29 protein-coding genes are annotated in these 21,218 nt (G+C 71.7%); 13 read left to right on the forward strand and 16 right to left on the reverse strand.

The window, feature by feature from the left end; all coding sequences use genetic code 11:
- Nucleotides 1-12: 12 nt before the first annotated feature.
- Together BUR28_RS17385 and BUR28_RS17390 are read left to right on the forward strand one after the other, a co-directional pair.
- Nucleotides 13-261: a DUF167 domain-containing protein gene (locus BUR28_RS17385; RefSeq protein WP_074221263.1), complete on the forward strand. Its 249-nt coding sequence runs from the start codon at nucleotides 13-15 to the stop codon at nucleotides 259-261.
- A 140-nt stretch (nucleotides 262-401) separates the two neighbouring features.
- Entirely contained in the window at nucleotides 402-1,319 is a 918-nt protein-coding gene (locus BUR28_RS17390; RefSeq protein ID WP_074221264.1) for a CARDB domain-containing protein, read from the forward strand.
- A 26-nt stretch (nucleotides 1,320-1,345) separates the two neighbouring features.
- On the opposite strand, the gene BUR28_RS17395 is transcribed toward BUR28_RS17390, so the two are convergent.
- Together BUR28_RS17395 and BUR28_RS17400 are read right to left on the reverse strand one after the other, a co-directional pair.
- Nucleotides 1,346-1,582: a hypothetical protein gene (locus BUR28_RS17395; RefSeq protein WP_074221265.1), complete on the reverse strand. Its 237-nt coding sequence runs from the start codon at nucleotides 1,580-1,582 to the stop codon at nucleotides 1,346-1,348.
- Between the two features lie 9 nt (nucleotides 1,583-1,591).
- The gene (locus BUR28_RS17400) at nucleotides 1,592-1,981 is read right to left on the reverse strand and encodes a thiol-disulfide oxidoreductase DCC family protein (RefSeq protein ID WP_074221266.1); all 390 of its coding nucleotides are present in this window, start codon (nucleotides 1,979-1,981) and stop codon (nucleotides 1,592-1,594) included.
- 123 nt (nucleotides 1,982-2,104) lie between these two features.
- On the opposite strand from BUR28_RS17400, the gene BUR28_RS17405 reads away from it, so the two are divergent.
- Both BUR28_RS17405 and BUR28_RS17410 read left to right on the forward strand, forming a co-directional pair.
- The gene (locus BUR28_RS17405) at nucleotides 2,105-2,374 is read left to right on the forward strand and encodes a DUF6455 family protein (protein ID WP_074221267.1); all 270 of its coding nucleotides are present in this window, start codon (nucleotides 2,105-2,107) and stop codon (nucleotides 2,372-2,374) included.
- 6 nt (nucleotides 2,375-2,380) lie between these two features.
- A complete protein-coding gene (locus tag BUR28_RS17410; RefSeq protein ID WP_074221268.1) occupies nucleotides 2,381-2,641 on the forward strand; it encodes a DUF6455 family protein in 261 nt (86 codons plus the stop codon).
- Between the two features lie 18 nt (nucleotides 2,642-2,659).
- Here the strand turns inward: BUR28_RS17410 and cutA are convergent, their stop codons facing one another.
- The 3 genes from cutA to BUR28_RS17425 form a co-directional block, all read right to left on the reverse strand.
- A complete protein-coding gene (gene cutA / locus BUR28_RS17415) occupies nucleotides 2,660-2,971 on the reverse strand; it encodes a divalent-cation tolerance protein CutA (RefSeq protein WP_074221269.1) in 312 nt (103 codons plus the stop codon).
- Nucleotides 2,972-3,046: 75 nt separating this feature from the next.
- Nucleotides 3,047-3,952: a DMT family transporter gene (locus BUR28_RS17420; RefSeq protein ID WP_074221270.1), complete on the reverse strand. Its 906-nt coding sequence runs from the start codon at nucleotides 3,950-3,952 to the stop codon at nucleotides 3,047-3,049.
- Between the two features lie 45 nt (nucleotides 3,953-3,997).
- The gene (locus tag BUR28_RS17425) at nucleotides 3,998-4,204 is read right to left on the reverse strand and encodes a DUF2061 domain-containing protein (RefSeq protein WP_074221271.1); all 207 of its coding nucleotides are present in this window, start codon (nucleotides 4,202-4,204) and stop codon (nucleotides 3,998-4,000) included.
- 103 nt (nucleotides 4,205-4,307) lie between these two features.
- On the opposite strand from BUR28_RS17425, the gene BUR28_RS17430 reads away from it, so the two are divergent.
- Nucleotides 4,308-5,168, forward strand: coding sequence for a helix-turn-helix domain-containing protein (locus tag BUR28_RS17430; RefSeq protein WP_074221272.1), 861 nt, complete (start codon nucleotides 4,308-4,310; stop codon nucleotides 5,166-5,168).
- Between the two features lie 48 nt (nucleotides 5,169-5,216).
- On the opposite strand, the gene BUR28_RS17435 is transcribed toward BUR28_RS17430, so the two are convergent.
- Both BUR28_RS17435 and BUR28_RS17440 read right to left on the reverse strand, forming a co-directional pair.
- Complete coding sequence (locus tag BUR28_RS17435; RefSeq protein ID WP_074221273.1) at nucleotides 5,217-6,668, reverse strand: carnitine 3-dehydrogenase; 1,452 nt, start codon at nucleotides 6,666-6,668, stop codon at nucleotides 5,217-5,219.
- Nucleotides 6,669-6,888: 220 nt separating this feature from the next.
- Nucleotides 6,889-7,932 carry an aldo/keto reductase gene (locus BUR28_RS17440; RefSeq protein ID WP_074221274.1) on the reverse strand — a complete coding sequence of 348 codons (1,044 nt, stop codon included), beginning with the start codon at nucleotides 7,930-7,932 and terminating at the stop codon, nucleotides 6,889-6,891.
- A gap of 115 nt (nucleotides 7,933-8,047) precedes the next feature.
- Here BUR28_RS17440 and BUR28_RS17445 point away from each other — a divergent pair, with 115 nt between their 5' ends.
- Entirely contained in the window at nucleotides 8,048-8,668 is a 621-nt protein-coding gene (locus tag BUR28_RS17445) for a hypothetical protein (RefSeq protein WP_074221275.1), read from the forward strand.
- A gap of 67 nt (nucleotides 8,669-8,735) precedes the next feature.
- On the opposite strand, the gene BUR28_RS19685 is transcribed toward BUR28_RS17445, so the two are convergent.
- The gene (locus tag BUR28_RS19685) at nucleotides 8,736-8,945 is read right to left on the reverse strand and encodes a hypothetical protein (protein ID WP_139307609.1); all 210 of its coding nucleotides are present in this window, start codon (nucleotides 8,943-8,945) and stop codon (nucleotides 8,736-8,738) included.
- Between the two features lie 18 nt (nucleotides 8,946-8,963).
- On the opposite strand from BUR28_RS19685, the gene hutW reads away from it, so the two are divergent.
- The 6 genes from hutW (at nucleotide 8,964) to BUR28_RS17470 (ending at nucleotide 12,675) form a co-directional block, all read left to right on the forward strand.
- Nucleotides 8,964-10,358: a heme anaerobic degradation radical SAM methyltransferase ChuW/HutW gene (gene hutW / locus BUR28_RS17450; protein WP_074221276.1), complete on the forward strand. Its 1,395-nt coding sequence runs from the start codon at nucleotides 8,964-8,966 to the stop codon at nucleotides 10,356-10,358.
- Complete coding sequence (hutX, locus tag BUR28_RS17455) at nucleotides 10,355-10,876, forward strand: heme utilization cystosolic carrier protein HutX (protein ID WP_254813768.1); 522 nt, start codon at nucleotides 10,355-10,357, stop codon at nucleotides 10,874-10,876. Before hutW ends, hutX begins: the two co-directional genes overlap by 4 nt.
- Nucleotides 10,873-11,811 carry an NAD-dependent epimerase/dehydratase family protein gene (locus tag BUR28_RS17460; RefSeq protein WP_074221277.1) on the forward strand — a complete coding sequence of 313 codons (939 nt, stop codon included), beginning with the start codon at nucleotides 10,873-10,875 and terminating at the stop codon, nucleotides 11,809-11,811. Before hutX ends, BUR28_RS17460 begins: the two co-directional genes overlap by 4 nt.
- 80 nt (nucleotides 11,812-11,891) lie before the next feature.
- The gene (locus BUR28_RS20755) at nucleotides 11,892-12,065 is read left to right on the forward strand and encodes a hypothetical protein (protein ID WP_175566975.1); all 174 of its coding nucleotides are present in this window, start codon (nucleotides 11,892-11,894) and stop codon (nucleotides 12,063-12,065) included.
- Complete coding sequence (gene hemP, locus BUR28_RS17465) at nucleotides 12,062-12,217, forward strand: hemin uptake protein HemP (RefSeq protein ID WP_074221278.1); 156 nt, start codon at nucleotides 12,062-12,064, stop codon at nucleotides 12,215-12,217. Before BUR28_RS20755 ends, hemP begins: the two co-directional genes overlap by 4 nt.
- On the forward strand, nucleotides 12,214-12,675 hold the full coding sequence (locus BUR28_RS17470; protein ID WP_074221279.1) for a hypothetical protein: 462 nt from the start codon (nucleotides 12,214-12,216) through the stop codon (nucleotides 12,673-12,675). Before hemP ends, BUR28_RS17470 begins: the two co-directional genes overlap by 4 nt.
- Before the next feature lie 60 nt (nucleotides 12,676-12,735).
- On the opposite strand, the gene BUR28_RS17475 is transcribed toward BUR28_RS17470, so the two are convergent.
- Genes BUR28_RS17475 through BUR28_RS17510 form a run of 8 tightly spaced genes read right to left on the reverse strand, consistent with a single transcriptional unit; the run spans nucleotide 12,736 to nucleotide 18,803 of the window.
- Nucleotides 12,736-13,593: an energy transducer TonB gene (locus tag BUR28_RS17475; protein ID WP_074221280.1), complete on the reverse strand. Its 858-nt coding sequence runs from the start codon at nucleotides 13,591-13,593 to the stop codon at nucleotides 12,736-12,738.
- Between the two features lie 13 nt (nucleotides 13,594-13,606).
- Complete coding sequence (locus BUR28_RS17480) at nucleotides 13,607-13,948, reverse strand: biopolymer transporter ExbD (protein ID WP_371441605.1); 342 nt, start codon at nucleotides 13,946-13,948, stop codon at nucleotides 13,607-13,609.
- A 45-nt stretch (nucleotides 13,949-13,993) separates the two neighbouring features.
- Nucleotides 13,994-14,377: an ExbD/TolR family protein gene (locus BUR28_RS17485; RefSeq protein ID WP_074221282.1), complete on the reverse strand. Its 384-nt coding sequence runs from the start codon at nucleotides 14,375-14,377 to the stop codon at nucleotides 13,994-13,996.
- The gene (locus BUR28_RS17490; protein ID WP_254813769.1) at nucleotides 14,374-15,042 is read right to left on the reverse strand and encodes a MotA/TolQ/ExbB proton channel family protein; all 669 of its coding nucleotides are present in this window, start codon (nucleotides 15,040-15,042) and stop codon (nucleotides 14,374-14,376) included. The genes BUR28_RS17485 and BUR28_RS17490 overlap by 4 nt, the downstream gene beginning before the upstream one ends.
- Nucleotides 15,043-15,053: 11 nt before the next feature.
- On the reverse strand, nucleotides 15,054-15,842 hold the full coding sequence (locus BUR28_RS17495) for a heme ABC transporter ATP-binding protein (RefSeq protein ID WP_074221284.1): 789 nt from the start codon (nucleotides 15,840-15,842) through the stop codon (nucleotides 15,054-15,056).
- A gap of 3 nt (nucleotides 15,843-15,845) precedes the next feature.
- On the reverse strand, nucleotides 15,846-16,916 hold the full coding sequence (locus BUR28_RS17500) for a FecCD family ABC transporter permease (RefSeq protein ID WP_074221285.1): 1,071 nt from the start codon (nucleotides 16,914-16,916) through the stop codon (nucleotides 15,846-15,848).
- A gap of 4 nt (nucleotides 16,917-16,920) precedes the next feature.
- A complete protein-coding gene (locus tag BUR28_RS17505) occupies nucleotides 16,921-17,751 on the reverse strand; it encodes a heme/hemin ABC transporter substrate-binding protein (RefSeq protein WP_139307611.1) in 831 nt (276 codons plus the stop codon).
- Complete coding sequence (locus tag BUR28_RS17510) at nucleotides 17,748-18,803, reverse strand: hemin-degrading factor (protein ID WP_074221286.1); 1,056 nt, start codon at nucleotides 18,801-18,803, stop codon at nucleotides 17,748-17,750. Before BUR28_RS17510 ends, BUR28_RS17505 begins: the two co-directional genes overlap by 4 nt.
- Nucleotides 18,804-19,035: 232 nt before the next feature.
- Between BUR28_RS17510 and BUR28_RS17515 the strand changes: the two genes are divergently transcribed.
- Complete coding sequence (locus BUR28_RS17515) at nucleotides 19,036-21,039, forward strand: TonB-dependent receptor plug domain-containing protein (protein WP_139307612.1); 2,004 nt, start codon at nucleotides 19,036-19,038, stop codon at nucleotides 21,037-21,039.
- The last annotated feature ends 179 nt before the right edge of the window (nucleotides 21,040-21,218 follow it).

Here is a 21,218-nt window from a genome sequence, read left to right on the forward strand (position 1 = left end):
ACAGCGGCGGCCATGGATCTGTCGCACCTCTCCGCCCCCGGCACCGAGATCGCGGTTCGCGTGACGCCCAAGGCATCGCGGGCGCGGATCGTGGAGGAGGCCGGCGTGCTCCGGATCTACGTGACCCAGCCGCCCGAGAACGGCAAGGCGAACGCGGCGGTCACGAAACTGCTGGCCAAGGCGCTGGGCGTGGCGAAATCCCGGCTGGAACTTGTGCGCGGCCAGACCGCGCGGGACAAGCTGTTTCGCCTGTCCGACTGAGGGGCGGGGCCCGGCGCCCGTTCGCAACCGTGGCCGGAACGATGGTCCCGGACCTTTTGGCCGCAGCGGCGGTATCTTTGTGAAAGACTGATTTCATGATATAATATATCTGTTTTCGGCGCATGTGTCAGGAGGGGGACATGACGCGGACATATCTCAACATCTTCGGTTTTGGCTTGCCGCTTGCGGTTCTGGCAGGGTGCACGGACCTCGTCGTGAGGGAGGTCGACGTCACCTGGAACGCCGCGGAAAAGCAGGCAACGGCGGAGGTCGCCAACCAGGGCACGCGGGCGGCGGGGCCGTTTCTGGTTTATTTCGATGCGGATGAGGACCCGATCTCACCGAACCACAGGCCGCAGCTGCGGTTCTCGGTGCCGGGGCTGGACGGTGGCGAGACGGTGATCCTGAGCGGTGACTTCGCCCCGCTTGCGCATCCCGACAACGGCTATCTTGGCAATGTCTACCGGATCACCGTGACCGCGGACCCCAAGAACACGGTCGAAGAATCCAATGAAGGGAACAATACCAAGTCGGCGGCGGCCGGCGCCGGCGGAAGCTGTATCGGGTTCGGGCCGCCCCCGGCGGCGGGCACCCAGTACGGCACGCCCGCGGGGCAGGGGCCAGGCACGGTTGTGCTGGCCACGTCCGACGGCATCGAGATGTCGGTGGAGACGTTCCGCTGGACGAATGGCGGGACGACCTTCAACCGCGGTCGGGTCGAAGTGCCGCCGGTGGCGTTCGGGTCGGGCCAGGCCCTGCGGTCCAACAACCTGAATTTCGAGTTCGACTTCACCGGCCTCGATTTCCCGGTGTCCCGCGTGACGTTCGATTTCCTGGACATGGGCGGCTCTGAGGACCTGAGCGTCAACGGCCAGCCGGTGCCGGTCTATGCCGGCGACCTCACCGGCGCGCCGTCGCCGATCGGCGGGGTCGTCGTTCAGGTGACCTCGACCGCCGTGCCCGGCGGCAAGCGTGGTACGGTGACACTGACCGGCACGATAGAACGAATCAGGATCGGCGGGCAGGAGTTCTGGCTCGACAACGTCTGCGCCCAATAGGCGTGTCAGGCCCCCCGCGTGCGGTTTCAGCGCGGCGGGCCGATCCGGTAGACGCCTTCGGGCAGGTCCAGCGCGGCGCCGAGTTCGTGGAGTTGGGCGAGCGACAGGGTGATCTTCTGCACGCGGTCGGTGCGCGGGTCCAGTTGCTCGACGGTCACGCAATCCTCGAAGGCGGTGATCGTGACGTCTTCCTGCAAGGCACCGCGTCCCTCGTCGACGAGGGTCACAACGGTCGCGTCGAATTCGTGCTCGATGGTGAACATGATGCCACGCTAGCCCGCCCGATCCGCCTTGTGAAGCGTCCGGGCCTGCCGGCGGCGGTGAAGGGCGTAAAGCAGCGGGGCGGCGCCGCGGTCATAGGCGACGCCGGCCAGGGTCCGCAGCCCGGGCAGCCCCAGCACACGGGCGAGCCAGCGCAGGCGGGGCAATTCCGACCAGAGGGCGAGAAAAGCCGGAAAGCCGGCGATCACGCGCCCGTCGCGCACCACGTGCAGCCGGCGCGCGGCAGTGTCGCCATCCAGCCCGCGCCCGGACAGATCGGACGCGGAGAGATCGGTGAAGGTCACCGGGCGGCCCGCCTTCTCGCTCATCCGCTGATAGCCCGCGATCTCGCGCGCGCAGATCGGGCAACTGCCGTTGTATATGACTTCCACCTCGGCCATGGACGAGGCACATAGGGCGGCCCTGCGCTCGAAAAAGCCCTCCGTGCCGATTTGACACGTATCAAGGTGTTAATCCGCGCCTTGCGGTTTAGTGGGCCCATCCGAAGGCAACGGGAGACGGCGATGTCCGGCGAAAGCAAATACGACGAGCATGCCGAACTGGTCGAGAAGATGGCCGAGGTGCTCGGCATCGACCTCACCGAGGAAATGATGGCCGGCCGCTGGACGCCCGAGGACATGCAGGCGACCGTGTCGCGCTGCCTGGGCTGCACCGATCCGGGCCAGTGCAAGGGCTGGATCGGCGAGCATGTGTCCGGCACGGGCGAAACCCCCGCCTATTGCCGCAACAAGGATCTTCTGGAGGCGATGCGGGTGCGCCTCGTGTCCGCCTGAGAAACGATGCAGGACCAAGGCAGTCTCTCCAAGCATTTCTGGCTGACCCAGGGCATGGCGCGCACCATCGGGGTGAACGTCAACGGCGCCCTCAAGGCGGGGCAGCTCGGCCGGGGCGAGTTCGCCGAACTGGTCGCCACCTGCTGCCATTGCGACCGGACCGACCGCTGCATCCCGTGGCTCGGCCGGCAGGGGGCGGGCGCGGAGACCGTGCCGGACTGGTGTCCGCTCAAGTTGCGTCTTGAATCGCTGAAGGAATTCGCCTGAACGCCGGGGCCGGGCCGCTCACTTCGGTCCGGTCTCTTCGGCTAGCCAGGCGGCGGCCTCGGCGGTGGTCTCGACCGCTTCCCAGGTGATGACGGGCAGGTCGTAGGGGTGCTCGGCCTCGATCAGCGCGACGAGGTCGGCGCGCGTGGCCGCGCTGGCCTTGAAGGTGATCTGCACTTCGGGCTCGTCTTCGACCTTGCCCTGCCAGTGGAACACGCTCAGAAGCCCTGGCGTGATATTGGCGCAGGCGGCCAGGCGCCGGGAAATGGCGGCTCCCGCCAGCAGGCGGGCGGTTTCGATGTCGGGGCAGGTCGTGGTGACGTGGATCATGGCGGGCCTTTCCGGACGGGTCGCGCACCCGGACCCTAACGCAGGAAACAGCGGCAGAAAACGCCGCGCACGATCCTACAGCGTGAGGATCAGGATGAGGACCGACGCCGTCAGCAGCCCCATGGCGATCAGCTCCCGCGGTGTCGTCTTTTCGCGGAAGACGAAGGTCGCCGCGAGGAAGCTGAAGATCAGTTCCACCTGGCCCAGCGCCTTGACATAGGCGGCCTTCTGCAGCGTGAAGGCGAGAAACCAGGCGCCCGAGCCCAGCATCGAGGTCACGCCCACCAGCCCCGCCACGCGCCAGTGGCGCAGCACCCGCCCGAGTTCGCCCGGTTCGCGCCAGGCCAGCCAGGCGGCCATGGCGAGGCTTTGCGCGGCGGTGACCACCGCCAGCGTGAGTGCCGCGCGCAGCACCGGGTCGTCGAGGCCAAGCGCCAGCGTCGCGCCCCGGTAGCCGGTGGCCGAGATCGCGAAGAGCACGCCCGAGGCAAGCCCCAGCCCCGCCGCGCGGTTGACCAGGCGCCGGTGCCACCGGCCGCCCCGCGCCAAGGGCGTGTCCGACAACAGCACCACCCCCGCGAATCCCACGAGGATCGCGGCGAGCCCGCCCGGCGAGACCCCCTCGCCGAGGACCAGAAAGCTCACCAGCGCGGTCTGCAGGACCTCGGTCTTCTTGAAGGTGATGCCGACGGCGAAGTTGCGGTGTGAAAACAGCGCGACCACGCACATGGTGGCGAGGATCTGCGCCAGCCCGCCCACCAGGGCGAAGGCCCAGAACGCCCCCGTGAACGCGGGCAGCACCTGCCCGGTGGCGGCCAGGTAGGCGCCGACGAGCAGCCCGACCAGCGGCGCGGAAAAGACGAAGCGGGCGAAGGTGGTCCCGGCCGTGGAAAGGCGCGTCGCCTTCAGGTGCCGCTGCAGCATGAAGCGCAGGTTCTGCACGAGCGCGGCGAAGAGCGTGATCGGAATCCAGGCGGCCATGGGGTCACTAGCCACCTTGCCTGCGGTCTGTCGAGCGGTTCGCGCTCAGCCCCAGCGCCGCCCCCAGCGGATACGCGACCAGACGCGTTCGTAGAGGATGTAGCAGACGAGCCCCACCGCCGTGTTCGCGATCGCCATCACGCCGCCGAGCGCGGCCGAGCCGGTCAGCGCGAGCCCGACGAGCGACATCGTCAGAAGCCCGAGCACGTTCCATAAAATCGCTTTGACAACAGTGCGTTGCTGCGTCTCCATGGTGCCTCCGATGGGTTGAACGCGACCGCTTTAGCGCGCCCCGTCGGCCTTGACCATTCGGAATGTTGTTAACGTAAAGAGCGTATGGTGATATACGTCACATATGATGCCTGTTTCGGACAAACGTTTGCGCGCCGAACGGTTCCGGGCGCGGCTGGCGGAAGCGATGGACCGCACCGGCCAGAGCCAGAGCGCGCTCGCGCGGGCGGCGGGCGTGGACCGTTCGACGGTGTCGCAGATCCTCACCGATGCCGGGGCCCGGCTGCCGAACGCCCATGTCGCCGCGGCCTGCGCCCAGGCGCTGGGCGTGTCGGCGGACTGGCTTCTGGGGCTCAGCGACCGGCCCGAGCGTGCGGCCGACCTGATGGCGGCAAGCCTCAGCATGCCCGAGGCCGCCCGCGCGCCGGTGGACGAACAGATCTTCGCGTGGCACCGCGAGGCGGCGGGCTACAAGATCCGCCACGTGCCGGCGGGCTTGCCGGACATGCTCAAGACGCCGGAGATGTTGGACTGGGAATACGCCCCCCATCTCGGCCGGACGGCCGCCCAGGCGATCGGCGCGGCGCGCGACCGGCTGGACTGGATGCGCGGGCTCAAATCCGATTACGAGATCGCCCTGCCGCTTCACGAGGTCGAGAGCTTCGCGCGGGCCGAGGGCTATTACCGCGACCTGCCACAGGACCTGCGGCGTGCGCAGATGGCCCGGCTGGCAGGCATCCACCGCCAGCTTTATCCCACGCTGCGGCTGCATATCTACGACGCGCGGCGGGTCTATTCCGCCCCGATCACGGTGTTCGGGCCGCTGCTGGCGGTGCTTTACCTGGGGCACAACTACCTCGCCTTCCGCGACTCCGAACGAATCGAGGCCTTCACCCGGCATTTCGACGCGCTCGTGCGTGAGGCCACGGTGTCCGATCGCGAGGTGGCGGACTATCTGGACCGTCTTGCCGACGGCATCGACTAGGGGGCGGCCGGACGGACGCGCCCGGTGCCCCCGCCGGGCGCTCGATGCCTAGCCCGGCTTTTGCCCCACCGCGCGGCCGATGCCCTCGGGGCGCGGCAGCGCCGCATGGGCATGGGCGATCTCGGCCAGCCGGCGGGCGACCTCGGGGCCCGGCGGCGTCGTTCGGCGGGTGTCCAGGCTGACATGCAGCAGCAGGTGCTCGCCGGTGGCCAGAAGCGTCTCGCCCGACAGCATCCGGTGGAACAGGTGCATCTTCTTGCCGGCGCCCTCGATCACCGTGGTCTCGACGCGGAAGCGCTGACCGGCATGGGCCTCGGCGAGGTGCCGGATATGGGTCTCGGCGGTGAAGAAGCTGCTGCCCTGTGCGATATAGTCGGCATCGCACCCGATCATCTCCATGAACCGGTCGGTCGCATCGGCAAAGGCGAATAGGTAGCGCGACTCGGTCATGTGGCCGTTGTAGTCGGTCCAGTCGAGCGGCACCGCCCGGTCCTGCGTGACGACGGGGCGGGTGATGTCGTCGAGGTCCGGTTGCCGCGCCGCGTCGAGCGTGCGCAGATGCGCCCCGGCGCCGCCGCCCGTCCATTTCAGGGCCCGCAGAAGGCCGACGAGGTTGGTGTCGCGCTGCCGCTCGAGGTCGGCGGCGGACCTGTCGCCGCTCTGCGCGTCCGACTGGTCGGCGATCCGGCGCACGAGGCTGTCGGTCAGGTCGGGCACATCGGTCAGGTGGCTGCGCGGCGCCGCGAGGTCGGGCGCGGCCTTGGCCAGGACATCCGCCATGCCCGCCTCGCCGGCCGCGATCCGCGCCGTCTCGAACGGCCCCATCTGTGCCCAGACCAGGCCCGCACCCAGCCGGAGCGCCGCGTCGATCTGCGCGGTGGTGGCGATGCCGTCGTTCACCAGCCACAGCGCCTCGCGCCAGAGCGATTCCATCAGCCGCCCCGCGATGTGGCCGTCGCTCTCGTGGCGCATCTGCAGGGGCACCATGCCGATCCCGCGCAGCATCTCGCCCGCCCGCTCCAGCGTGGCCTTCGGCGCATCGGGTGCGCCGACGAGTTCGACCAGCGGCAGCAGGTAGACCGGCCGGACCGGATGCGCGACCAGGATCGGGCAGCGCCGGGCGGCCTGCCCCTGCAGCGCGGAGGGCGTGAAACCGGAGGTCGAGGAGGCGAGGATCGCCTCGTCGGCGCAATGCTCCTGGACCTTCTGGTAGAGGGTGCGCTTGAGGTCGAGCCGGTCGGGCACGCTTTCCTGGATCCAGTCCGCCGCCCGCACCGCCTCCGATATCCGCGCGGCAAAGATCACCTCGCCCTCGGGCGGCAGGCCCGTGTCGAGCAGCCCCGGCAGCGCGCGGCGCCCCCGCGCGAGCACCGCCTCCACGCGCTCGGCCACCGCCGGATCGGGGTCGAAGACGCGCACCTCCCAGCCCATCAGGGCAAAGCGCGCGGCCCAGCCCGCGCCGGTCGCGCCCGCCCCGAGGATCGCCGCCACCGCGCTCATGCGGCGGGCCGGACAGGCGAACGGGACGGGTCGGCAACCGGCCCGTCGAAGGTCGCGCAAACCTCTCGGTTCGTCTCGCGCAGCATGAACATCCCCATGTCCCCGGGTCCATAATGTCCCGGAAGGGGAGCACCGCAAGCCCCGGCCGCCGGCGGCCGGCATGCCCGGCCCGCGGCGTGCCAGAGATGCAACGCCTGGGCTGCCGGACTGCACCCCGCCGTCAGAACGGCATCGGGTGCGCCCGGTGGGCCAGCGCGATCTCCGCCAGCACGTCGTCGGGCAGCTGCAGGTCGGCGGCGCGCAGCACGCTCCTGAGCTGGTCGGTGGAGGTCGCCCCCACGATCGGGATGACCGGGAACGGCCGTTGCAGCACGAAGGCGATCGCCATCTGCACCGGGTCGAGCCCGTGCGCGTTCGCCACGCCCAGATAGGCCGAGACGGCCTCCCAGACCTGCGGCGTGATCCGGCCGTTGAGATCGGGCTGGCGTTCGCGCCGCGTGCCTTCGGGGGTCACGTCGCCGGCATACTTGCCCGTCAGCAACCCCGCGGCCAACGGCGCCCAGGCCAGCAGCGTGACATCCTCGTTCACGCCGAGTTCGGCAAGGTCGGTGTCGTAGAGCCGGCAGAGCAGCGAGTATTCGTTCTGGATCGACTGCACTCGCGGCAGGCCCTTTTCCTCGGCAAGCCGCAGCCATTGGCAGGTGCCCCAGGCGGTTTCGTTCGACAGGCCGAAATGGCGGATCTTGCCCTCGGTCACCAGCGCGTCCAGCGTTTCGAGGCACTCTTGCATGTGGGCGAGCGTGGCCGCCCGGTCCTGTCCGGACGGGTCGTAGCCCCACTGCTGGCGGAAATGGTAGGAGCCGCGGTTCGGCCAGTGGAACTGGTAGAGGTCGATATAGTCGGTGCGCAGGCGCCGCAGCGAGGCCTCCACCGCGGCGCGGATCGTCTCGGGCGAGATGCCTGCGCCCTCGCGGGCGAAGCCGCCATTGGGGCCGGTGATCTTGGTCGCCACGATCCACTCGTGCCGGCGCCCGCTGTGCTGGAACCAATTGCCGATGATCCGCTCGGTGCGCCCCACGGTCTCTTCCCGAACCGGGGCGACGGGGTACATCTCGGCGGTGTCCATGAAGTTCACGCCCTGGTCGATGGCCATGTCGATCTGGGCATGGCCTTCTTCCTGCGAGTTCTGGCTGCCCCAGGTCATCGTGCCGAGGCACAGGCAGGACACGTTCAGGCCCGTCCGGCCCAGCGCGACTTTCCTCATCTTGGTCCCCCGTTCTTGCGGTCGGGCGCAGAGTGGTCTGCCGCGGCGGCGAGGACAACCCTTCGCGTTTCGAAAGGCGTTGAGAACGTTAAGCGAACATTGTATCTTTTGCGGCATGGCTGCACCGCCGCTCACCCGCGTGCCCCAGCGCGCCCGCCCGGCCCTGACCGCCCTGGGCGAACTCGCCTTGCCGCTCGCCCGCGTGCACGAGCTTTGCGGGCCGGCGCGGCACATGCTGGCGCTGGTGCTGGCGGCCGCCGCCGAGGGGCCGGTGATGTGGATCGTGCCGGGCTGGGCCCCGGCGCGGCTTTATCCCGATACGGTGGCCGAACGCCTCGCGCCCGGCCGGCTGATCCTGGCGGCGCCGAAACGGGCCGAGGACCTGCTCTGGTCGATGGAAGAGGCGCTGCGCTCGGGCGTGGTGCCGGTGGTGGTCGCCGAGCTGCCCGCGCCGCCGCCGCTCACCCCGGTCCGCCGGCTGCACCTCGCCGCCGAGGCCGGGGCCGCCGCGGGGCATGGGGCGCCGCTGGGGCTGATCCTGACGCCGGGGCCGGGGGGCGCGGCCGGGGTCGAGACCCGCTGGCACATGGCGCCGCGCCACACCCCCGGTCTCAGTGCATGGCACCTCGAACGCCGCCGCGCCCGGATGGCGCCGCCCAGGGCCTGGCAGCTTCGGGAAACCGATGGGCGGCTGGCGCTCTCGGCCGCCACCCTCGCGCTGGCAGAGGGCGCCTGAGACGCGCCGCCGGTGCGGACCTTCGCGCCAAACACGCGCGGTCCCGTCTTCTTCTTGGCCCAAATACTCACGCGGCTGCCATCGAGCGCCGCTGCCGCCTCGCCCGGGCGCGGGCCGCGGCGGCGTGAACGTCGCGTCGCGGGATGAAATCGAGGCTTTTCAAGTCCGATTTAACCTGATAAAAATCGTCGGAAATAGACCCGGCCGCCGCGCCGGTCGGGTCGGTATCGAAACGGCATGTCAGGCCCCAGCTTTCCGCCCGGTCCCCTGCGCTCATTGCTCGCCAGAGGTGTGAATGAACGTTCAGAGATCAGACGCGGGGGACCGCCTGTGCGAGCCCGACGCCCATTTCGCCCGCCTTTCGACCGATCCCCTTGCCGACGCGTTTTCCGGCCGCGCGGGCGCGCATGCGCAGGGCGGCGGGGCGCCGGTCGGGGCGCAGGAGGTCGCCGGCCTGTGGGATCGGTTGGCGGGCACCCCGCGCGCCGGCGCCTCGGTCGCCTATGTGCATGTGCCCTTTTGCGAGAACCATTGCCTGTTCTGCGGCTTCTACCAGAATCCCTGGCGGCGCGAACTCGGGGCACCCTATGTCGACGCGGTGCTGGCCCAGCTTGCGGCCGGGGCGGAGACGGCGGTGCAGCGGGGCCATCCGCTCCGCGCGGTCTACCTGGGCGGCGGCACGCCCACGGCGCTGGCCGCGCGCGATCTCGCCCGCCTGGTCGAGGGGCTGCGCCGCCACCTGCCGCTGGCCCCCGATTGCGAGATCACGCTGGAGGGCCGGATCGTCAGCTTCGGCCTGGAAAAGGCGCGCGCGGCCTTCGACGCGGGCGTGAACCGCGTATCGCTGGGGGTGCAGACCTTCGATGACGGCGTGCGCCGGCGCATGGGGCGCAAGTCGACCCGGGCCGAGACGCGGCGCTTTCTCGAGGGGCTGGTGGCGCTCGATCGCGGCGCGGTGGTGATCGACCTGATCTACGGGCTGCCCGGACAGGACCGCGCGACCTTCCGCGCGGATGTGCGACAGGCCGCGGCGCTGGGGCTCGACGGGCTCGACCTCTATTCGCTGAAGGCGATCCCCGGCACGCCGCTCCTGATCGCGCAGGACAAGGGCAAGCTGACCCCGGCCGCGCCCACGGAACTGGGCCACTATTACGCCGACGGGGCCGAAGAGATGGACCGCGCCGGCTGGGCGGCGATTTCCACGACCCACTGGCGGCGCGGCACCCGCGAGCGCAGCATCTACAATTTCGAGGTCAAGGCCGGGGCGCAGTGCCTGGCCTTCGGCGCGGGCGCGGGCGGCACCCTGCACGGCCACGGCTACCGGATCACGCCCGATCTGGACGCCTATCTTGCCGGGGCGGGGCAGGGCGGCGCGCGGCTGATCGCCGGCATGATGCGCCCCGCGCCGCTGGCCCCGGTGCATGCCGCGATCAAGGCGGGCATGGAGCGCGGGCGCCTGGCGTTCGCCCCGGTCGACCGCGCGCTGACCGCCTGCGGCCGGCCCGCCGGGTTCGAAAACCTCGCCGCGCCGCTGGTGGCGCAATGGCAGCGCGCCGGGCTGCTGACGGCGCGGCCCGCGGCGTGCGACCTCACGCTGGCCGGCCGGTTCTGGCAGGTCGCGATGACCGCGCGCCTGATCGCCTGGACCGATGCCTGCCTGGCCGACGCCAATCAAAAGGAGACCGCATGATGACCCCGACACCCGACACCGCCGCCGCGATCGGCGCCGTTCTCGCCGATCATCCCGGCGCCGCGCTGGAGGACGTCGCCCAAAAGGCGGGGGCCAGCGTCGCCGCGGTTCTGGCCTGCCTGCCGGACGGCGAAGCCACGCTCGTGCCCGGCGCGGCCTTCGAGGACGCGATGGCCGAGATCGCCCGCTGGGGCGAGATCACGCTGGTCGTGAACACCGGCGACGTGATCTTCGAGGCGAAGGGGCAATTGCCCGAGGGGCAGGTGGCGCAGGGCTTCTTCAACCTGCACGGCAAACCGATCGGCGGGCATATCCGGGCGGGTGCCTGCGCGCAGATGGCCTTCGTGGCGCGGCCGCTGTTCGGGATGGAAACCCGCTCGGTGCAGTTCCTCGACGCGCAAGGCGGGTGCCTGTTCAAGGTCTATCTCGGCCGGGATGAGACGCGCGCCCTGATCCCCGCCCAGGTCGCCGCGTTCGAGGCGCTGCGCGACCGGCTGGCCGACGGGGTGGCGGCATGACCGGGGGGCTGCACGGGCGGCATCTCTTCGTCTTCGGGGCAGGCTATGCGGGCGCCCGCGCCGCCGCGCTCGCCCATGCTGCGGGCGCGTGCGTGTCGGTCACGACGCGCGATCCGGTCCGTGCCGCCGATCTGGCCGGGTCGGGCGTGCGGGCGCATCTCTTCGACGCCGGGCGGCCGCCCGCCGCGGCCACGCTGCGCGACTGGCTCGGCGGCGCGACCGACCTGCTGGTCTCGATCCCGCCCGACAGCCGCGCCGCGCCCGAGGCCGCCTGTCCGGCGCTGGCCGCGCTGCAGGCGGCCAGCGTCGACCTGCCGACGCTGCGCTGGATCGGCTACCTGTCCTCGACCGGGGTCTACGGCGATTGCGGCGGGGCGTGGATCGACGAGACCCGCGCGCCCGCCCCGGCCACGCCGGACGCCCGCGCCCGCATCGGGGCCGAGATCGGCTGGCGCGCGTTGGCCGGGCGGACCGGGGCGGCGCTCGACATCCTGCGTATCGCCGGGATCTACGGCCCCGGCCGGCGCAACGCGCTGGCGCAGGTCCGCGCGGGCCGGGCGCGGGCGGTCGACAAGCCCGGACAGGTCTTCAACCGCATCCATGTCGACGATATCGCCGCGGCCATCGTCGCCGCGATGGCCCGGCCCGACGGGACCCGGATTCTGAATCTGGCCGACGACCTGCCCGCGGCCAGCGCCGATGTGCTGGACCATGCCGCGGTGCTTCTGGGGCAGCCGGCGCCGCCGCGCGTGCCCGTCGACCGGGCCGACCTGCCCCCGATGGCCGCCGCCTTCTGGGCGGAAAACCGCAGGCTGCGCAATGACCGGCTGACGGCGCTGCCGGGTTTCGCGCTGCGTTATCCGAGCTATCGCGAGGGACTGGCCGCGATCCTTGCCGAGGAGACCGGAGAAAGGGAACTGGCCGATGCGATGTGACCGGGAACAACGGGCCTGGCCGGACGAGGGACCGCGTCAGCGGCCCGGGTGCGGGAAACGAGGAAGACAGGAGGGAGACCATGAAACGGCACAACACGGCACAGGCGGACGCGGCAACGGCAGGCGGGCCGGCGGCGGACCGGTGGGACATCTGGCAGGAGGCGCTGTCGGCCGCGGGAACCGGTCCGGCGGCGGATGCGGCGGCGCTGGAACCCCTGCTGGACCGGGTGGCGCGGCGGGCGGTCGCGGAATGAGCCGGCCCGAGACCATGCGCGAACCCGAGGCCCTGCCGGTCCACGACGCGCGCGTCCTGACGGTCGGGGGCACGACCGCGGTGATCGTTCTGGACGGCATGGCCTACACCCTGCGCATCACCCGCGCGGGCAAGCTGATCCTGACGAAATGAGCGCTGCGCTGCGCAGCCGGGGCGCCGCGCCCGTCGCGTATCTCGATGCGCTCGCGCCGGTCGAGCGTGCGGCGATCCGCTGCCTGCGCGGCTGGACCGCCGGACCGGCGGCGCGCGCGCGGATGCGCCGCAACTTCGCCCATGTCTTCGGCCCCGGCGCCGAGGCACGGGAGGAGGTGCTCGACGCCCTGATGGAACTGGCGCTCACGCAGGGGCGCCGGCCGATCGTCCGCAACCCGCCGGAGCATCGCGAGGTCAGCGGCGACGAAAACGCCTTTGCCGAAATGGTCGCGGCCGCCATCGGCGGCGAACGCGACGACGCGCTGGTCTTTGCGCTGGCGCTTCTGGGGCCGCAGGGGGCCTTCCACGCCGTGCAGCTGGCCGAGGATCTGGGCCTGGCGCTTCTCGGCCTCGTCCGCGCCCGACAGGACGACGCGCGGGTTTCGGGGCTGCACTGACACCTGCGCGGCGGCCATGCCGCGACGGCGCACCGTCTTTGGCGCGCCGGTCTTCCGGCCTCAGCGCGACTGCACCGGCAGCGTGAAGCTCTGCTGGCTGAGGCCGAGTTGCGCGGGGGCGGCGGGAAACCGGCCCGCGCGGCGCACGGCCTGAAGCGCAAGCGCGTCGATCCGCGGGTTGCCCGACGATTTCGCAAGCCCCACGGCCACCAGGCCGCCATCGGCCGACACCGTCAGCCGCACGACCGCCGTTCCCGACCCCGCACCCCGCGGCACACCCCGCGCGATCCGGGTCCGGATCTGCCCGCCCCATTCCGCCATCAGGTTGCGCGCCCTGGCCGGCGACAATGTCGCGCTTTGCGCCGGGGCCGCCCGGCCGCGGGCGGTCCCGCCGTCGCCAGCGGCCCGGCGGGCGACCTGCGCCGCCGAGGCCCGGGAGGGGGCCGGGGACGGCTCCGCCTGCGGGGGCGGCGTGTCCGTGTTCCGCTTCGTCGGCGTTCGTGCCGGGCGCGGCGGCGGCCGGGGCGTGTCCGGTGTGGCCGGTTTCGCCTCCACTCGGCGCGCAGTCGGCGCCCGGTCCGGCGGTTTCGGTATGGCCGGCGGGGGGGAAAGCGCCGCAGGCCGCGTCGGGGACCGGGGCAACGCCGCGTGCCGGGGCGGGGCCGTGTCGGCGATGGGCGATGGCGCGGCGCTGTGGGGCAGGGCGGGGGGCGCCGGGGCGGCGGGCGCGTCCATCGCGGGGGCAGGGGGGCGCTCCCATTCGGCGACCGCGCGCGCCACGGCGGCGGAGGCGGCCGACATCGTCACCAGGTCCGCCCCGCCACCGCCGGCCGACTCCGCCCCACGGGGCGTGTCGGCCGGCCAGGCCACGAGGTGCAGCGCCAGCGCCGCGCCGCCGAAGATCAGGGTTTCGGCCATGGCCCGCATCGTCTCAGCCCCCCGTCGCGACCAGGTCGACCCGCGCGATGCCCGCCGCGGCCAGCCGTGCCAGGAGCCGCGCGATCTCGGCCCCCGGCACCGCCCGGTCGGCCCGGACCAGAAGCGGCCCGTCGCGCGCTTCCGCCGCCACAAGGGCGACCGCGTCCGCGCCCCGCGCCGCGCGATAGGCCAGGCCGCCGTCGGCCCCGACATAGAGCACGTCGCGCCCCTCCGCCGCGCGCTCGGCCGTCGTTGCCTCGGGCAGGGCGATCTCGAACGGCTCGGGCGGGGTCAGCTGGGCGCTGATCAGGAAGAACACCAGCAGCAGGAACACCACGTTGATCATGGGGACCACGCTTTCGCGTTGCGGTCTCGGGGGCGGTGCGGACAGGCGCATGGCTCACTCCACCAGAACAAGGCGCTGGAACCCCGCCGCGGCCAGGGCGTCCGACACCGCGATCACCCGTTGCAACGCCGCCCCGTCGCGCGCGCGCAGCACCACCGGGTCGTCGGGCGCCCCGGTCAGCGGCCGCACCGCGTCCGCAAGTTCCGCCAGCGGTGTCTCCACCCCGTTCAGGGCCACCGCCTCCGGGCCGATGTCGACCAGCCTGGGCGGGCCGGACCATGGCTCGCCCGCGCCGCCGCCCGCCGCCAGCGGGATCGCCGTGTCCTGGCCGAAGCGCGCGGCCAGCATGAAGAACACCAGGAGCAGGAACACCACGTCGATCATCGGCGTCAGGCTGGGCCGGCGCCGGGGCAGGGCGGGGGCGAGGCCGAGGCTCATTCCGCGGCTGCCCGGAACGCCGCGCGGGACGGCCCGCCGCGGGTCAGGATGCGCGTCGCGGCATCCTCGATGTCCAGCCGCACGCCCTCGGTCACGCTTTCGAACCAGGACAGCGCCACCGAGGCCGGGATCGCCACGGCCATGCCGGCGGCGGTGGTCAGAAGCGCCTCCCATATGCCGCCCGCCAGCGCCGCCGGATCAGCGCGCGCCCCGGTCGCCTGGAGCGTCTGGAACGCGGCGATCATGCCCAGGACGGTACCCAGAAGGCCCAGCAGCGGCGCGATGGTCGCGATCAGTTCCAGCGCCCGCAGGCCCGAGCGCGCCCGCGCCAGGTCGCCGGTCGCGACCCGCGCCACCTCTTCGCGGGCGGTCGCGCCGTCAAGTTCGGGATCGAGCCGGGCCTCGATCGCGGCGGCCACGGCGCGCGCGCGCAGCCCGCCTGCGCCTTCCAGCGTGCTGCGCGCCCCTGGCACGTCCCCCGCCAGCCACAACTCCACCGCGCGGGCCGGCCGGCGCCGCGACCAGGCGCCCGCGACGGCCAGCCGCCAGCATTTCCACAGGATCAGCGCCAGCGTGGCGACCGACAGCGCGGCGATGGCCCAGATGGCCGGGCCGCCCTTGTCCAGAAAGGCGGCGATCTCGTCGGTTCGGGTTGCGAAATCCATCCCTGTCTCCTTCATTCCGCGGCGATGCGCCCCGCCGCGTGGGGCAAGAGGAAGGTGCCGCCCGCGGGTGGGGTGTTGACCCGGATCGGGCAGCGGTAGGCGCGGCTCAGCAGGTCGTCGCACAGCACCTCGGCCGGTGCGCCCCGGCCCAGCACGCGCCCCTCGGCCAGAAGCGTGACGCGGTCGGCGAACATCGCGGTGAGGTTCAGGTCGTGCATCACCGCGACCACTCCGCCGCCCTGGTCGGCATAGTCGCGGGCGACCTGCATCACCTGCAGCTGGTGGCCGATGTCGAGGCTGGACACCGGTTCGTCGAGAAACAGCCAGCGCGGTTGCCCGTGGGGCGTCGGGTGCCATACCTGCGCCAATGCGCGCGCCAGTTGCACGCGCTGCTGCTCGCCGCCGGAAAGCTCCTGGTAGTAGCGTCCCTCGAAGCCCGCCAGCCCGACGCGGGCCAGCGCCTTGGGCACGAGGTCGGTCTCGGCCGCCTCGGTCCCGCCCATCAGGCCCAGCCGCACGACCTCGGCGGCGGTGAACGGAAAGGCCAGCGGGGTCGCCTGCGGCAGCACCGCCCGAAGGCCCGCGAGCACCCAGGGGCGAAGGGTGGCGAGGTCCTGGCCGTTCAGCCGGACCCGCCCCCCCCGGGAGAGATCGCCCGTGAGCGCCCGCAGAAGCGTCGTCTTGCCCGATCCGTTCGGGCCGACGATGGCGGTGAGTTCGCCCGGCCGGGCGCGGAAATCGACCCCGTGAAGGATTGCGCGCCGGCCGAGGCGGACGTGGATATGGGTGGCGTCGAGCATCGGTCAGAGGTCCAGCACGCCGCGCTTGCGCAGCAGGATCCACAGGAAGAACGGCCCGCCCAGGACGGCGGTGACGATGCCGATGGGCAGTTCGGCGGGCGCGATCACGACGCGCGCGACGATATCGGCAAGGATCAGCAGCGCCGCGCCCAGAAGGCCGGCGTTGACCAGGAGCGACCGGTGGTCGGGCCCGGTGGCCAGCCGCAACAGGTGGGGCACCACGATGCCGACGAAGCCGATCCCGCCCGAGACCGCCACCGCGGCCCCGGTGGCGCCCGCCACGGTCAGGATCGCGACGGTCTTCAGGCGCTGGACGGGGATGCCGATATGAAACGCCGCGGTTTCGCCGAGCGCCAGCCCGTTCAGCCCCCGCGCCAGCATCGGCGCACAGGCCAGCGCCAGCACCATCAGCGGCGCGGCGGCGGCGAGTTTCGCCCAGGTCGCGCCCGCCAGCGAGCCGAGCCCCCAGAAGGTCAGGTCGCGCAGTTGCGCGTCGTCGGCCATGTAGACGAGGATCCCGGACAAGGCCCCCGCCAGCGCCCCGAGCGCGATCCCGCCCAGAAGCATCGTGGCGACCGAGGTGCGCCCGCGCCGCGTGGCGATCCCGTAGAGCACCAGGGTCGAGGCCCAGCCGCCGAAGAAGGCCGCCACCGGCACGGCGTAATAGCCCAGCGCTGCGGCGAGCCCCGCCGGCAGCAGCCCGCCCAGCACGATCGCGGCGATCGCGCCCAGCCCGGCCCCCGCGCTGACGCCCACCAGCCCCGGATCGGCCAGCGGGTTGCGGAACAGCCCCTGCATCACCGCCCCGGAAACCGCCAGCGAGGCGCCCACCAACGCCCCCATCGCCAGCCGCGGCAGGCGGATGTCCAGAAGAACGATCCGGTCGGCCAGCGCCACCTCGCGGCCCGCCAGAAGGTCGGCCAGAACCGCCCAGGGCGAGGTGCCCGCCGCGCCCACGGTCAGGCCGAGCAGCGCGATCGCGGCCAGCGCGACGGCCAGCGCCAGCGTGGTGCGGCGGGCGCGCGGCCGGCGGTCCCAGTCTGGCGCGGCGATCTCGGGATCGAGCGCGACCATCGGCTCAGCTCCCCGCCCGCGCCAGCGCGTCCGACAGGTCGCGCACCGCCTGGGCCGTCCGCGGGCCGAAGCCCAGCAGATACAGCCCGTCCATCCGGACGACGGCCTCCGCCTTCGCCGCGGGCGTGGTGCGGATCGCGGGGTGGGCCAGAACCTGGTCGGCGGTGTCGTCCGCGCCCTCGCGCGCCATCATCAGGATCACCTCGGGCGCGGCTTGCGTCACGGCCTCGTCGGTCAGCGGCTTGTAGCCCTCGAAGGCGGTCACGGCGTTCTCGCCGCCCGCAAGCCGGATGATTCCGTCCGCGGCGGTGTCCCGCCCGGCGGCCAGGATACGCCCGCCCTGCACCGACATGACGAACATCACCCGGCGTCCGGGTCCCCCGGCGGCCTCGGCGGCGGCCGCATCCAGTGCCGCGCCGACCTCTTCGGCCAGGGCCGCGCCCTTGCCGGGCACCTCCAGCGCCTCGGCCACGGCGGCGATCTTGGCCAGCACCGCGGCGCGGTCGTAGCCGTCGGGGATCTCGACGAAGGGGATCGCGGCGTCCTGCAACAGGTCGACCGTCTCGGGCGGGCCCGCGCCCTCTTCGGCGAGGATCAGGTCGGGGTCCACCGACAGCACGCCCTCGGGAGAGAGCCGGCGCACATAGCCGACGTCGGGCAGGTCGCGCACGGAGCCGGGCCAGGTCGAGGTGGTGTCGCGGGCCACCAGGCGGTCCGCCTCGCCCAACGCGACGACGATTTCGGTGATCGACCCGCCGACCGAGACCACCCGCTCGGCCGCATGGGCCGGCAGGGCGGTCGCCAGGGCGAGTGCGGCAACGAGGGGCCGGATCATGCCGTCACCTCCTGCGCAAGGCTCGGCAGGGCGGCCACCAAGGCGTTCCACGCCGGCGTGTGGTCCACCTCGCCCACGCGCTGGCCGAAGGCTTGCAGGATCAGCCCGCCCGTCGCGTCGAACGCCTCGACCGAGATCGCCGGGCCGCGTTTCGTCGGTTTCGCGACCGCCCAGACCTCGGCGACGTGATCGCCGCGCAGGTGCAGGTTGAAATCGGGGTCGAGGATGTTCAGCCAGGGGCCGGTCGGCTTGACCGTGCGGATCGGGCCGCCATGGATCTCGATGCAGCCCCGGTTGCCCACGAACAGCATGAAGGGCAGCGCGTCGGCGGCGAGCGCCTCCAGCAGCCCGCCCATGCAGCCGGGATCGAGCGCGCGCACGTAGGGCGCCCCGGCGATGCGGTAGGCGCCCAGCCGGTTCATGCGCAGCTTGCGCACCATCTGCAGGAACTGGTGGGTGTCGCTCAGCCTGTCCCACTCCGAGCGCAGCCGGTCGGCCTTGGCCGGGCCGGATTTCGCGGGCTCGGCCGGGGCGCGCGGCGCCAGCGCAAGGGTTTGGGACTGGTCCCCGAGCCGGAGCCCGGCCACCAGGTCGTCCCATTTCGCCGCGATCCCGTCTGCCTGCGGGAACACCTTGTGCACCGCATCCCCCGCCGCGTCGAACACCTGGATCGAGCGGCGGAGCCGGCCGCCCTTCTCCTCCTCGACGGCGAAGGCATGCACCCAGTGTTTCGGGAAAATCCGCAGGTCGATCGCGGGGCCGAGGACCATCGCCGCATGGGCGCCGGGGGTGTAGTCGCCGTAATCCCCGGTCTTCTCGATCACCGCGCTTTCGTTCCGCGTCAGCGCCATCGCCGTGCCGAACCCCGGCATCGCCCGCATCAGCGCGTCCGGGTGCGCCGCGATCCGCGTGACGCCCCGGCCCGTCTGCGCGGCCAGCACGTCGGCCTCGGCGATCCCGAGACTGTCGGCCAGGTCGCGGCTGCGCATGGTGGACTTTTCCTGCCGGACGGCCCTGATCCGCTCCGGCGACAGTGCAGTGCCCTCTCCCATGGGAGGCTCCCTTCACATCGGTTGTCGTGGAATGCGGCCTGGCTGTCCGGGGCGCGGCCCCGGCCTTGCTGGATCGCTGGGCCGTTCGCGCGGCCTTCAATGTTGACAGAAACTATCAGATTAACTAGCCGATGCAACAGCCCCGTTCGGCCGAACGGGGCGATCATCGAGAACATCACGCGCCAGCCTTCCGCCAGCCACGTCAAATTCGTGTTCTGACAAGGGGATAGGTATGAACGCGCGATCCAAGATCATGTGCCTGCTGCTGGGCGGCACGGCCCTTACGCTTGCCCTGCCGGCCGCGGCGCAGGACAGCTTCACCCTCGATCCGGTCTTCCTCGCCAAGAGCAAGCGCGAGGTCCTGACCGATACCGCCACCGCCGAGACCGTCGTCGACCAGGAGGAAATCGAGGACCGTCAGGCCTCGACCGTGGCCGAGCTGGTCGATTCGGTGCCCGGCGTGACGCTGATCAACGGCACCACGCCGCAGGGCTCGGGCATCAACATCCGCGGTTTCGGCGCGAATGCCACCTACGGGTCCGACCAGAAGGTGGCGATCCAGGTGGACGGCGCCAGCGTGGGCTCGGAGGAGCTCTACCGGATCGGCACCCAGCTGTTCACCGACCCCGAGCTCTACGAGGAGGTGACGGTGATCCGCGGCATCGCGGGCACCTTCGAATACGGCTCTGGCATCGTCGGCGGGCTGGTGCGGCTGGACAGCAAGGACGCCTCGGATTTCACCGGGGGCGAGCCCGGCTTCAAGTTGCGCCAGACCCTGCAATACGGGACCAACGGCGATGCGTGGGCGTCCTCGACGATCCTGGCCTGGCAACCGACCGAGCGGCTGGAGTTCCTGGGCAATTACACCTGGCGCAGCCAGGACGTGCAGCAGGACGGATCGGGCGACGATATCGGCGCAGACGGGTTCGACCTGCCGTCCTGGCTGGTGAAGGGGAAATACACCTTCGGCGCGGGCGACGCGCATTCCGTCAGCCTGAGCTTCTCGGACACCAGTTCCGACGAGACCGACGTGCCCTACGACACCTTCGGCACGGCCCCCGGCTCGTTCGGCAATGTCGACCGCGAGACCCGGTCGCGCACCGCGGTGCTGGAATACCGCTTCGATCCGGCCGACAACCCGCTGGTGAACCTTACCGCGACGCTGTCCTATGCCGACCAGAAGATCGACCAGCAATACGTGCCCGGCAGTTCGTCCTGCGAGGGCGGGGGCTGCGGCTTTCCCTTCCCGCCGGGCGGCTTTCCGACGACCAATGCCGACCACCGCTACGAGACGGCCAAGCTGACGGTGAAGAACCAGGCGCTGTTCGACCTGGGCGCGGTCGGCCACGACCTGCGCACCGGCATCGAACTGGTCCGCAAGGACCGGCTCGACGCGAACTCGGCGCCCGGCGGCACCGACGAACGGCTGGCCCTTTTCGTGGTGGACGACATGACGATGGGCGGGCTGACCCTGACGCCCGCCCTGCGGTTCGAGACGCAGGAGATCGGCGGGTCGGCCTATGGCGACTACGACAACGACGCGCTGATGGGCGGGATTTCGGCGCGCTACGCCTTCGGCAATGGCTGGGCCGTGTTCGGCAGCGCGGCCTATACCGAGAACCTGCCGATCCTCGACGATCTCGGCACGCCCGCCTACATGACCCGGAGCGAAAAGGCCCGCAGCTACGAGATCGGGCTGTCCTACGACCGCGCGGGGGTGGTCCGCGACGGCGACGATTTCGCCCTCAAGGCCAATCTTTATCACACCGATATCTGGGACATCACCTCCTACACGACGTCCATGATGACCCCGATCACCGAGGCGCGGATGGAGGGGCTGGAACTGGAAGCCGCCTACAGCCTGTCTACGGGCCACTACGTCGACGTGAACGCCAATATCGCGCGCGGCGAGAACCGCACGCCGGGCCTCGGGGACGACTGGGAGGGCACGCCGGCCGACCAGCTGCGCGTGACGCTGGGGCGCAAGTGGGGCGACCGCCTCGACCTGAGTTGGGAGGTGGTGCACGACGCCCGGATGGACCGGTCGGCGACCCCGACGCCGTCCAGCACCGTGCACAACCTCCGCGCCACCTGGCGGCCCGGGACGGGCCCCTTCGAGGGCACCGAAATCCGGCTCGGCATGGAGAACGCCTTCGACCTGGACTACACGCCGCATCTGGCCACGCGGCGCGCCCCGGGGCGGACGATCAAGCTCACCCTGGCGCGCACCTTCTGAGGCCGCCCCGCCCGTGACGCAGGGCCTGTCGGCGACCCGCGGGGGCGAGAGCCCGCCCCCGCGGGGTCCCGGCGGCCGGGCGATGGCGCGCATTCTACGGGCATTGTCGATATCTTGCGGGGGTATGTTAAACCGGCGTTGACGCCTTGCGACGACACATGTGCCCAAGTCAACCAGCA

This window comes from Rhodovulum sp. ES.010 (assembly GCF_900142935.1).
Taxonomy (GTDB): Bacteria; Pseudomonadota; Alphaproteobacteria; order Rhodobacterales; family Rhodobacteraceae; genus Rhodovulum.

Coding starts and splice junctions, on each gene's coding strand:
- BUR28_RS17385 (WP_074221263.1), top strand. CDS start 13: ATGGATCTGTCGCACCTCTCCGCCCCCGGCACCGAGATCGCGGTTCGC.
- BUR28_RS17390 (WP_074221264.1), top strand. CDS start 402: ATGACGCGGACATATCTCAACATCTTCGGTTTTGGCTTGCCGCTTGCG.
- BUR28_RS17395 (WP_074221265.1), bottom strand. CDS start 1,582: ATGTTCACCATCGAGCACGAATTCGACGCGACCGTTGTGACCCTCGTC.
- BUR28_RS17400 (WP_074221266.1), bottom strand. CDS start 1,981: ATGGCCGAGGTGGAAGTCATATACAACGGCAGTTGCCCGATCTGCGCG.
- BUR28_RS17405 (WP_074221267.1), top strand. CDS start 2,105: ATGTCCGGCGAAAGCAAATACGACGAGCATGCCGAACTGGTCGAGAAG.
- BUR28_RS17410 (WP_074221268.1), top strand. CDS start 2,381: ATGCAGGACCAAGGCAGTCTCTCCAAGCATTTCTGGCTGACCCAGGGC.
- cutA (WP_074221269.1), bottom strand. CDS start 2,971: ATGATCCACGTCACCACGACCTGCCCCGACATCGAAACCGCCCGCCTG.
- BUR28_RS17420 (WP_074221270.1), bottom strand. CDS start 3,952: ATGGCCGCCTGGATTCCGATCACGCTCTTCGCCGCGCTCGTGCAGAAC.
- BUR28_RS17425 (WP_074221271.1), bottom strand. CDS start 4,204: ATGGAGACGCAGCAACGCACTGTTGTCAAAGCGATTTTATGGAACGTG.
- BUR28_RS17430 (WP_074221272.1), top strand. CDS start 4,308: ATGATGCCTGTTTCGGACAAACGTTTGCGCGCCGAACGGTTCCGGGCG.
- BUR28_RS17435 (WP_074221273.1), bottom strand. CDS start 6,668: ATGAGCGCGGTGGCGGCGATCCTCGGGGCGGGCGCGACCGGCGCGGGC.
- BUR28_RS17440 (WP_074221274.1), bottom strand. CDS start 7,932: ATGAGGAAAGTCGCGCTGGGCCGGACGGGCCTGAACGTGTCCTGCCTG.
- BUR28_RS17445 (WP_074221275.1), top strand. CDS start 8,048: ATGGCTGCACCGCCGCTCACCCGCGTGCCCCAGCGCGCCCGCCCGGCC.
- BUR28_RS19685 (WP_139307609.1), bottom strand. CDS start 8,945: ATGAGCGCAGGGGACCGGGCGGAAAGCTGGGGCCTGACATGCCGTTTC.
- hutW (WP_074221276.1), top strand. CDS start 8,964: ATGAACGTTCAGAGATCAGACGCGGGGGACCGCCTGTGCGAGCCCGAC.
- hutX (WP_254813768.1), top strand. CDS start 10,355: ATGATGACCCCGACACCCGACACCGCCGCCGCGATCGGCGCCGTTCTC.
- BUR28_RS17460 (WP_074221277.1), top strand. CDS start 10,873: ATGACCGGGGGGCTGCACGGGCGGCATCTCTTCGTCTTCGGGGCAGGC.
- BUR28_RS20755 (WP_175566975.1), top strand. CDS start 11,892: ATGAAACGGCACAACACGGCACAGGCGGACGCGGCAACGGCAGGCGGG.
- hemP (WP_074221278.1), top strand. CDS start 12,062: ATGAGCCGGCCCGAGACCATGCGCGAACCCGAGGCCCTGCCGGTCCAC.
- BUR28_RS17470 (WP_074221279.1), top strand. CDS start 12,214: ATGAGCGCTGCGCTGCGCAGCCGGGGCGCCGCGCCCGTCGCGTATCTC.
- BUR28_RS17475 (WP_074221280.1), bottom strand. CDS start 13,593: ATGGCCGAAACCCTGATCTTCGGCGGCGCGGCGCTGGCGCTGCACCTC.
- BUR28_RS17485 (WP_074221282.1), bottom strand. CDS start 14,377: ATGAGCCTCGGCCTCGCCCCCGCCCTGCCCCGGCGCCGGCCCAGCCTG.
- BUR28_RS17490 (WP_254813769.1), bottom strand. CDS start 15,042: ATGGATTTCGCAACCCGAACCGACGAGATCGCCGCCTTTCTGGACAAG.
- BUR28_RS17495 (WP_074221284.1), bottom strand. CDS start 15,842: ATGCTCGACGCCACCCATATCCACGTCCGCCTCGGCCGGCGCGCAATC.
- BUR28_RS17500 (WP_074221285.1), bottom strand. CDS start 16,916: ATGGTCGCGCTCGATCCCGAGATCGCCGCGCCAGACTGGGACCGCCGG.
- BUR28_RS17505 (WP_139307611.1), bottom strand. CDS start 17,751: ATGATCCGGCCCCTCGTTGCCGCACTCGCCCTGGCGACCGCCCTGCCG.
- BUR28_RS17510 (WP_074221286.1), bottom strand. CDS start 18,803: ATGGGAGAGGGCACTGCACTGTCGCCGGAGCGGATCAGGGCCGTCCGG.
- BUR28_RS17515 (WP_139307612.1), top strand. CDS start 19,036: ATGAACGCGCGATCCAAGATCATGTGCCTGCTGCTGGGCGGCACGGCC.